Source organism: Kitasatospora sp. NPDC085895 (genome assembly GCF_040702125.1).
In the GTDB taxonomy this organism is placed as follows: Bacteria; Actinomycetota; Actinomycetes; order Streptomycetales; family Streptomycetaceae; genus Kitasatospora; species Kitasatospora arboriphila.
In genome coordinates this window covers 1-7,757 of sequence record NZ_JBFBJY010000161.1, presented here as the reverse complement: position 1 = coordinate 7,757, position 7,757 = coordinate 1, and the positions used below count along the sequence as shown (strand labels likewise).

At 71.3% G+C, this 7,757-nt stretch carries 7 protein-coding genes; 5 read left to right on the top strand and 2 right to left on the bottom strand.

What is annotated here, in order from left to right; translation table 11 throughout:
* Positions 1 to 720: 720 nt before the first annotated feature.
* Genes AB0442_RS41030 through AB0442_RS41020 form a run of 3 tightly spaced genes read left to right on the top strand, consistent with a single transcriptional unit; the run spans position 721 to position 3,375 of the window.
* On the top strand, positions 721 to 1,623 hold the full coding sequence (locus AB0442_RS41030; protein WP_366168628.1) for an SDR family NAD(P)-dependent oxidoreductase: 903 nt from the start codon (positions 721 to 723) through the stop codon (positions 1,621 to 1,623).
* A gap of 59 nt (positions 1,624 to 1,682) precedes the next feature.
* Positions 1,683 to 2,555 carry an NAD-dependent epimerase/dehydratase family protein gene (locus AB0442_RS41025; protein WP_366168627.1) on the top strand — a complete coding sequence of 291 codons (873 nt, stop codon included), beginning with the start codon at positions 1,683 to 1,685 and terminating at the stop codon, positions 2,553 to 2,555.
* Positions 2,548 to 3,375, top strand: a complete 828-nt coding sequence (locus tag AB0442_RS41020; protein WP_366168626.1) for an MBL fold metallo-hydrolase — start codon at positions 2,548 to 2,550, stop codon at positions 3,373 to 3,375. The genes AB0442_RS41025 and AB0442_RS41020 overlap by 8 nt, the downstream gene beginning before the upstream one ends.
* Positions 3,376 to 3,673: 298 nt before the next feature.
* Here AB0442_RS41020 and AB0442_RS41015 read toward each other — a convergent pair whose 3' ends face one another.
* Together AB0442_RS41015 and AB0442_RS41010 are read right to left on the bottom strand one after the other, a co-directional pair.
* Positions 3,674 to 4,219 carry a hypothetical protein gene (locus AB0442_RS41015; RefSeq protein ID WP_366168625.1) on the bottom strand — a complete coding sequence of 182 codons (546 nt, stop codon included), beginning with the start codon at positions 4,217 to 4,219 and terminating at the stop codon, positions 3,674 to 3,676.
* 1,016 nt (positions 4,220 to 5,235) lie between these two features.
* Complete coding sequence (locus AB0442_RS41010) at positions 5,236 to 6,144, bottom strand: helix-turn-helix domain-containing protein (RefSeq protein ID WP_366168630.1); 909 nt, start codon at positions 6,142 to 6,144, stop codon at positions 5,236 to 5,238.
* 141 nt (positions 6,145 to 6,285) lie between these two features.
* Here AB0442_RS41010 and AB0442_RS41005 point away from each other — a divergent pair, with 141 nt between their 5' ends.
* Both AB0442_RS41005 and AB0442_RS41000 read left to right on the top strand, forming a co-directional pair.
* Positions 6,286 to 6,879 carry an MBL fold metallo-hydrolase gene (locus tag AB0442_RS41005; protein ID WP_366168624.1) on the top strand — a complete coding sequence of 198 codons (594 nt, stop codon included), beginning with the start codon at positions 6,286 to 6,288 and terminating at the stop codon, positions 6,877 to 6,879.
* A gap of 150 nt (positions 6,880 to 7,029) precedes the next feature.
* Positions 7,030 to 7,757 (top strand): IS630 family transposase (locus AB0442_RS41000; RefSeq protein WP_366168629.1); only part of this gene is annotated, 728 nt, incomplete at its 3' end.

The window sequence follows — 7,757 nt, the reverse complement described above, 5'->3', positions numbered from 1 at the left end:
ACTCCTCCGGATACGGAGACTTCCGTCCCACCTGGACATCCCTTCCTGGATCAAAGATCCATTGTCAGGGTGTCCACTCCACAGGTTCAGCCTCAAGGTGGTTGATCAACCCGGTTCGTCGCCAGTCAGGCGGGGATATTCGGTCGCGGCCCGGGTCTTCGGGCCGTCACCGACGTCGACGTCGGCGTCCCTGAATGCGCGGGCCGGTGCTGGTTCGGATGTCGACAGGTCGGGGCGTCGCTGCACCGGACCAGGGCGAAGGCCGTCATGCCCGCGTCGGGAACCGGTGGCGGGGAAGTGAGGGGCGATCTCGCCGATGACCACCAGGTGGATCAGTTCATCGGCGTTCGTGACCTGCTCGATGCGTCCGACAGCTCCCCGGGGGGTGTGTCGCGCACAGCTTCCGGTCGAGCAGGGCGCGGCGGGCCTGGAGGCGGTCGGAGCGGTCGGACAACGGGCCGTCCCGTCGGTGCTCCCGGCGAACAGGCGCCTGCGTGAGGTGCAGTCAGGTGACGACCCTGCCGAAGTGCAGTTCCCCACCGGCGTCAGAAAGACCTCGATGTCGCGGGGCTTCCTCCCGTTGCCGCCCCCTGTCATAAGCATGGGTTATCGAACCTTACTGACCTTGGCGTTGATGGGGCACGGCGGGAAGCCGGAAGATCGACAGCGGGCCGTTCAGGCACCACGCCGTCGAAATCATCGGATACAGGAGTACTGCGCATGCGCCCCCCAGCCGACATCGCTAGCCGGGTCTGGTTCGTCACCGGCGCCAGCCGGGGCCTCGGCCGCGCCTTCGCCGAGGCGGCGCTGACGGCCGGCGACCGGGTGGCGGCCGCCGCCCGCACCGTGGCCCCGCTGGAGGATCTCGCGGCCGCCCACCCCGGGCGGGTGCTGCCCCTCGGGGTGGACGTGACCGACCGCGACGCGGTGTTCGCCGCCGTCGCCGAGGCGGCCCGCCACTTCGGCCGGCTCGACATCGTCGTCAACAACGCCGGCACGCTGTCGATGGGCATGATCGAGGAGTTCACCGAGGCCGAGGCCCGCGCCCAACTGGACGTCAACTTCTTCGGTGCACTGTGGGTCTGCCAGGCAGTCATGCCCTTGCTGCGCGAGCAGGGCTCCGGCCACCTCGTGCAGGTCTCCAGCATCGCCGCCCTCGGCGGCTTCCCGAGCACCGGCCTCTACAGCGCCAGCAAGTTCGCGTTGGAAGGCCTCAGCGAAGCCCTCGCCCTGGAGGCCGCCGCTTTCGGTATCAAGGTGAGCATCCTCCAGCCGGGCGGCTACTGGACGGACCTCTACACCGCCATGCACAGCACAAGCCCCCTGCAGGCGTACGCGCCGCTGCGGGCGAAGCTGGCCCAGCAGTTCGCCGAAGGCTCGGTCGACAGCGACCCGAAGCTCGCCGCAGCCGCGCTGCTCACGCTCGTCGACAGCGACGAGCCGCCGCTGCGCCTCCTCCTGGGAAGCATGGTCTACGACCTCGCGTTCGACATCGCCCGCACCCGGATGGCCACCTGGAGGGGGTGGGAGGAAGTCAGCCGCGCCGCGGAACACGCCGTCCCGGCATCCGCCGCGGCGGGCGAGGACACGGGGAGCGACCCCCAGCAGGGCGGCGAGCGGTAGACCGTCCGTCCTGCGTGCGACATCCGTTTCAACTCATCGAGGAACGAAGGAGATCGGCCATGAAGGTACTCGTGCTGGGTTCCACCGGCTACATAGGATCGGCCGTGGTGCAGCGGTTCGCCGCGCACGGCCACCAGGTGATCCGCTTCGTGAGGGAGGACGGCCGGCTGTCGGCCGGGGAACCGACGCGGGTCGGCGACCTGGCCGACCCGGCCTCGCTGCGGGCAGCCGTCACCGATGACATCGACGCCGTGGTCAACCTCACCACCCCGACCGGCGACGAGGCGGTGGACGCGGCGGCCGTGGACGCCCTGACCGAGCGGCTGAGCGGCTCCGGACGGGCCTTCGTCCACACCAGCGGCATCTGGGTGCTCGGCGCCACCGGCGACGTGGCCCTCGACGAGGACGCGCCGACGAACGCCATCGCCATCGTCGGCTACCGCCCACGCATCGAGCAGCGGGTGCTGGCCACCAGTGTCGAGGGCGTGCGCGCCGTCGTCGTGCGGCCCGGCATCGTCTACGGCCGGGGCGGCGGCATCCCCGGTCTGATGGTCGGCTGGGCGCGTGAGCACGGCACCGGCCGGTACATCGGCTCCCCGGCGACCCGCTGGCCGATGGTCCATGTGGACGACCTCGCCGAGCTGTTCGTGCTGGCGGTGACCAAGGCCGACGCGGGCAGCGTGCTGCACGGCGTGGCGCACGAGGGGGTACCGGTCGCGGCGCTGGCCGCTGCCGCCGACTTCGCCGCGGGCGGCACGGGCCGGGCCGAACCCTGGCCGCCGGAGCAGGCCGCCGAGGCCGTGGGCGCCCCGTTCGCCGAGGCCCTCGGCCTGAACCAGGTGGTGTCCGGGCAGCGCGCCGTCGTCGAACTCGGCTGGCAGCCGTCCCGCCCGTACGTCCTGACCGAGCTGGCCGGGGGCGACCGTGGCTGACCTCACCGGCGCGACACTGCCCCTCTGCCGCACCTGCGGCACCCAGTACGCCGCCCCGCGCCCCGACTGCCCGGTCTGCCTGGACGAGCGCCAGTACCTCGGACGCGACGGCCAGCAGTGGACCAGCCGGGCCGAGCTGCGCGCCGACGGGCACCGGGGCCGCTTCGAGGAACAGGGCCCGGACGTCCTCGGCATCGGTTGCACCCCCGAGTTCGCCATCGGCCAGCGCGCCCTGCTGCTGCGCACGGCCGCCGGCAACGTGCTGTGGGACTGCGTTCCCCACCTCGACGACGAGGTGGTCCGCGAGGTGCGGGAACTCGGTGGCATCACCGCGATCGCCATCAGCCACCCGCACTTCTACTCCGCCATGGTCGACTGGGCGCACGCCTTCGACGCACCCGTCTACCTGCACGAGGCGGACCGGCAGTGGGTCGGCCGCCCCGACCCCGCCCTGCACTTCTGGAGCGGGCAAGCACACCAACTCACCGACGAGCTGACGCTGATCAACCCCGGCGTGCACTTCCCGGGCAGCACGATCATGCACTGGAACGCCGACCGGGGCGCCCTGTTCACCGGCGACGTCGTCAACGTCTGCCCGGACCGCCGCTGGGTCACCATCATGTACAGCTACGCCAATCACATCCCCGAGCGCCCCGAGGCCGTCCGCGCCGCCGGGGAACTGCTCGCCGGCTACCGCTTCGACCGGATCTACGGCGCATGGTGGGACCGCGTCGTCACCGCCGACGGCAACGAGGTCCTGGCCCGCTCGATCGACCGCTACCTGCACTTCGAACAGGGACGACCGACGGAGGGCGGCTGACCTCGGGGGCGGACCGCGCGAGGCTGGTCCTGGTGGCGCCAGGGGTGGAGGCCCGGGTGCGGAGGGTCTGGCGGGTGGTGACGGCCCACACATCGGTGACCGGCTCCACGAACCGGTCATCGCCGCTCGCGCGGGCCGACACCACCGCGACGTCAGGCCCGCGCGGTGCTCACCCCAGTGAAGAGGGTGGAAAGCCGCGCGGGCAGCCCCGGCAGGCCGCGGTCGGCCACACCGACCCAGCCGGCCTGCCGGAATCCCACCGTGCTCCGCACCTCGCCGTAAGACGTCTCAGGGCGGCTCAGGGCCGGCCGGCCGCGGCGACCGCGGGCTTCGATGCCTTCAGCGTCCAGGCGACCGCGGAGAGCAGCAGCACGCCGGGGGCGATTCCCGCGACCGTCGCGACGGCGGCGTGCGGGGCGTCCGCCCGGGCCAGTGCCAGCCCCGCCGCACCGCACGCGGTCAGCCCGGCGGCCATGACGTGGACCGACGGCATCCGCCAGACGACGGCGAGGCCGAAGAAGTGCAGTCCGACCACCAGGGCGATCCAGCCGATCGCCGCCTGCGGCACGTGCAGTACCCGGGCAAGGACGAACAGGCCGCCCAGTCCGACGACCACCTCGGCACCGACCACGAGGCGGTACCCGCGCCCGAACGTGAGACGCGTCGTCGTACCGTCAGCAGTCGCACCGGCGCGCCGCATGGCGGTGAACAGCCGCAGGAAGACGAGGATCGCGAGGACCCGCAGCGGGATCGCCGCGGCCGTCGGGAGAGCCCCCGCATTCGCCAGGACGAAGACGAGTCCGAAGACGGCGCCGATGAGTCGGCCGGTCTGGTTCGTGTGCACGGCACAGCCTCTCATCAAAGATGATCACCATGCAAAACGCCGGACGCGCTCCGTGGTGGCGCACCAGACGCATGCCGCGCCGACCGCCGTCTGCAGAACACGGGAACGCAGACGGCGGGAGCTGTGGGCTCGGCACCCGAGCGGCTGCTCACCGGCCCAGCGGCCCGGGTAGCCGGTCGGGTGAGCCGGTCGGGTGAGCCGGTCGGCGCGGGTGCCATCGCTTCGGTCGACGTTCGTCGGGACGGAGGGCTGCCAGTGGAGGGAGCATCCGAGCGGTGGCGGTGCCGCAGGGGTGGTGTCGTCCGGGGAGCGTCAAGCCCAGTGCCGCACTCGCAGACGAACGACCGACTTCTGTCCGCCAAAGGGACGTTCGGACAGGGTGCGGCGATAGGTCGAATGCACTCTGCGTCCCCGCCACCGGCAGCCCGGGCAACACGGCGCTCGCCCGCAGGCCGCAGCATCGACGAACAGCAGTGCAGCGGTGACGCTCACGCCCTCCAACCGCACATCGATCCCGGAAAACAGCATGTCTTCGATCGAGTATTCCCCCATGATCGAGAACTGCCCTGAGTGAGCGTTCCTGCGTTCACGCTCTGACCTGGTCTTTCACGGAAGCGCGACCAGAACCGTTTGCAGGGATCGTCATCAAAAGCCCCGTATGCTCGAACATATTGGTCGCAGCCACCTTGGCCTGCTGGGCGGTCCCCGATACCGGCCTGCGGCAGATCCCCGTGCAGAGCTACTGCGGGGCCCTGCCGGTCGCCTGCCTCGGCGCGACGATGACGACGGCAGCGATCTGCCGCCCTCTGCCAAGAGGATCGCCTCGCCCCACGGCCCGACAACCCGCCCGGCACCGGTCGGTCACCCGAGCCGCAGCGGCACCCTCGCCTCCACGCTCCGCGCCCCGAAGACAACTCCCCACCTCCTGCTGTGGCGCGGCAATGCCGAGAACGACCTCGTCCGGCTCCTCCCCCCGAACCGCCCGCGACCTCGGCGTCCTGACCTTCCGACCCCCGCTATTGCGTGCTGGTGAAGGCACGGCGGTAGGAGCGGGGAGGAACTCCCCGGCGCCGTACGAACTGTTCGCGCAGCACGGCCGCGCTTGCGTAGCCGACCCGGTGGGCGATCTCCTCGACGGGTAGGTCCGTGGTCTCCAGGAGTTCCTCGGCCCTGCTCAGTCGCAGGCTTCGCAGCCAGGCGTGCGGAGTGGTGCCGGTCGCGGCGGCGAAGCGGCGGGCGAAGGAGCGTTTGCTCATCAGGGCACGGTTGGCCAGTTCCGCGACGGGCAGCGGCTCGTGGAGGTGTCCGCGAGCCCAGCCGAGGACCTCGGCGAGCCGCTCGTCCCGGCCGTCCTCGGGAACGGGCGCGGCCAGGTACTGGGCCTGTCCCCCGTCGCGGTGGGAGGGCAGCACCATGTCGCGGGCGACGGCGTTGGCAAGCGCGGCGCCGTGTTCGCGCCTCAGCAGGTGGAGGCACAGGTCGAAGCCCGCGCCGGCTCCCGCGCCGGTGACGATGCTCCCCTCGTCGATGTAGAGCGCGTCGGGTTCCACGACGACCTCCGGGTGGCGGTCGGCGAGCAGTTCGGCGAACCGCCAGTGCGTGGTCGCCCGTCTGCCGTCGAGCAGTCCGGCGTCGGCGAGCGCGAACGTGCCGACGCAGTGGGCCGCGATAACCGCACCGCGCCCGTACGCCGCCCTGAACGCGTCGAGTACGGCGGGGGCGGGCGGTGCGCGGAACCCGGCTCCGGGCAGGGCGATGAGCAGATCGGCGCCGGCGAGCCGGTCCAGTCCGTGCGCGACGGACAGCGGTACGCCGCAGTCCGTGGGCACCGGCCCGGCCCGGTCGGCGCACAGGGCGAAGTCGAAACCTGGCAGCGCTGCTCCGTAGGGGCCGAACACCTCAGTGACAATGCCGACGGCGAGCATGCCGACACCGGGAGGGGCGTACGCGGCGACGGTCTTGAAAGGCGGCACGGACGCAGTGTGACATACGGTTGGCACGAATCCTGCGATGAGGGGCAGCAGTGCCACTCGTGGGCCATGGCCGCACTCGGAAGGATTGAGGCCATGACAGACGCACCACTCGGCCGCAGCGCCGCATACAGGGTCCTGACCACCGGATACGTGGGCTCCACCGGCCCCGGGGTCGCCGCCACGGTCTCCTACATCTCCGATGCGGGACGGCACGTGATCTTTGACCCGGGCATGGTGGCAAGCCGCGACCACATCCTCGCCCCGCTCGCGGAACTGGGGCTCGACCCCGACGACATCACCGACGTCGTACTCAGCCACCACCACCCGGACAACACCGTGAACGCGGGCCTCTTCGGTCGTGCCCGGGTGCACGACCACAAGGTGGAGTACCTGTATGACCACTGGACGAACCGGGACGCGGAGGGCTACGAACTCACCCCGTCGCTGCGGCTGATCCGCACTCCGGGCCACAGCCCGGAGGACATCACGCTGTTGGCGGGCACCGACTCGGGCGTGGTGGCCTTCGCCGGCGACCTGTGGTGGCATGCCAACGGCCCGGCGGATGACCCGGTGGCCCCCGACCGCGACCTCCTGCGCACCTCCCGGCTACGGGTGCTGGCTGTGGCAGACCTGATCGTGCCCGGCCACGGCCGCCCGTTCACGCCCGACGCCGCCACCCCCCGCTGACCGCCGGACCTCCGGCCTGCGGATTGGCCATGCGGCCCACGCACGTGCAACCAGCACGGGCATCCAGCTCACCCGCGGCATCTCCCAAAGCCTGCACCTATTGATCCGAAACGGTTGGGGTTCCGGGTCGTTGAACACCGCGTGAGTGAACTGGTGGGTGACGCGCGGCACTTGTCGCCGTCGGCGCAGGAGGCATTGCGATTCAGGGCGGTGGCCGCGTTGCTGGAGGGCCGGGACCGAGAGGACGTCGCGGCGGTGTTCAAGGTCTCGTTGAAGGCGGTGGACGGCTGGTGGGCGAAGTGGCTGGCCGGCGGGCGTGAGGCGCTGATCGGGCGTCCGCGTGGGCGGCGGGTCGGGGAACATCAGGTGCTGTCCGAGGCCGAGCAGGCGGCGGTGCGGCAGGCCGGGCTCGACCACCAGCCTTGTGACCTGGGGCTTTCCGGTCAGCTGTGGACGCGTTCCCAGGTGGGTGCGCTGATCGCGAAGCTGTATCGGGTCCGGCTGACCGAGCAGGGGGTGGGCAAGTACCTGCGCCGCTGGGGGCTGTCGTTCCAGCGGCCGGACAAACGGGCCGTCGAGCAGGACAGCGAGGCGGTGCGCGGCTGGCTGGAGGAAACCTGGCCGGCGATCCGCGCGAAGGCGAAGGCCGAGGGCGCCGAGGTGCTCTTCGCCGACCAGGTCGGCATCCGGTCCGACCAGGTCACCGGCCGGACCTGGGGAGAGAAGGGGCGGACCCCGATCGTGTGCCGGACCGGCAACCGGTTCTCGGTCAACGCCATGTCCGCGATCAGCACCAGGGGCCGGATGCACTTCATGGTCTTCACCGGCACCTTCAACGCGCAGGTCATGTGCCGCTTCCTCGGCCGGCTCGCCGGACA

Excerpts from the sequence above, each read along its gene's own strand:
- AB0442_RS41010 (WP_366168630.1), bottom strand. The coding sequence starts at position 6,144 with ATGCTCGCCGTCGGCATTGTCACTGAGGTGTTCGGCCCCTACGGAGCA.
- AB0442_RS41030 (WP_366168628.1), top strand. The coding sequence starts at position 721 with ATGCGCCCCCCAGCCGACATCGCTAGCCGGGTCTGGTTCGTCACCGGC.
- AB0442_RS41005 (WP_366168624.1), top strand. The coding sequence starts at position 6,286 with ATGACAGACGCACCACTCGGCCGCAGCGCCGCATACAGGGTCCTGACC.
- AB0442_RS41025 (WP_366168627.1), top strand. The coding sequence starts at position 1,683 with ATGAAGGTACTCGTGCTGGGTTCCACCGGCTACATAGGATCGGCCGTG.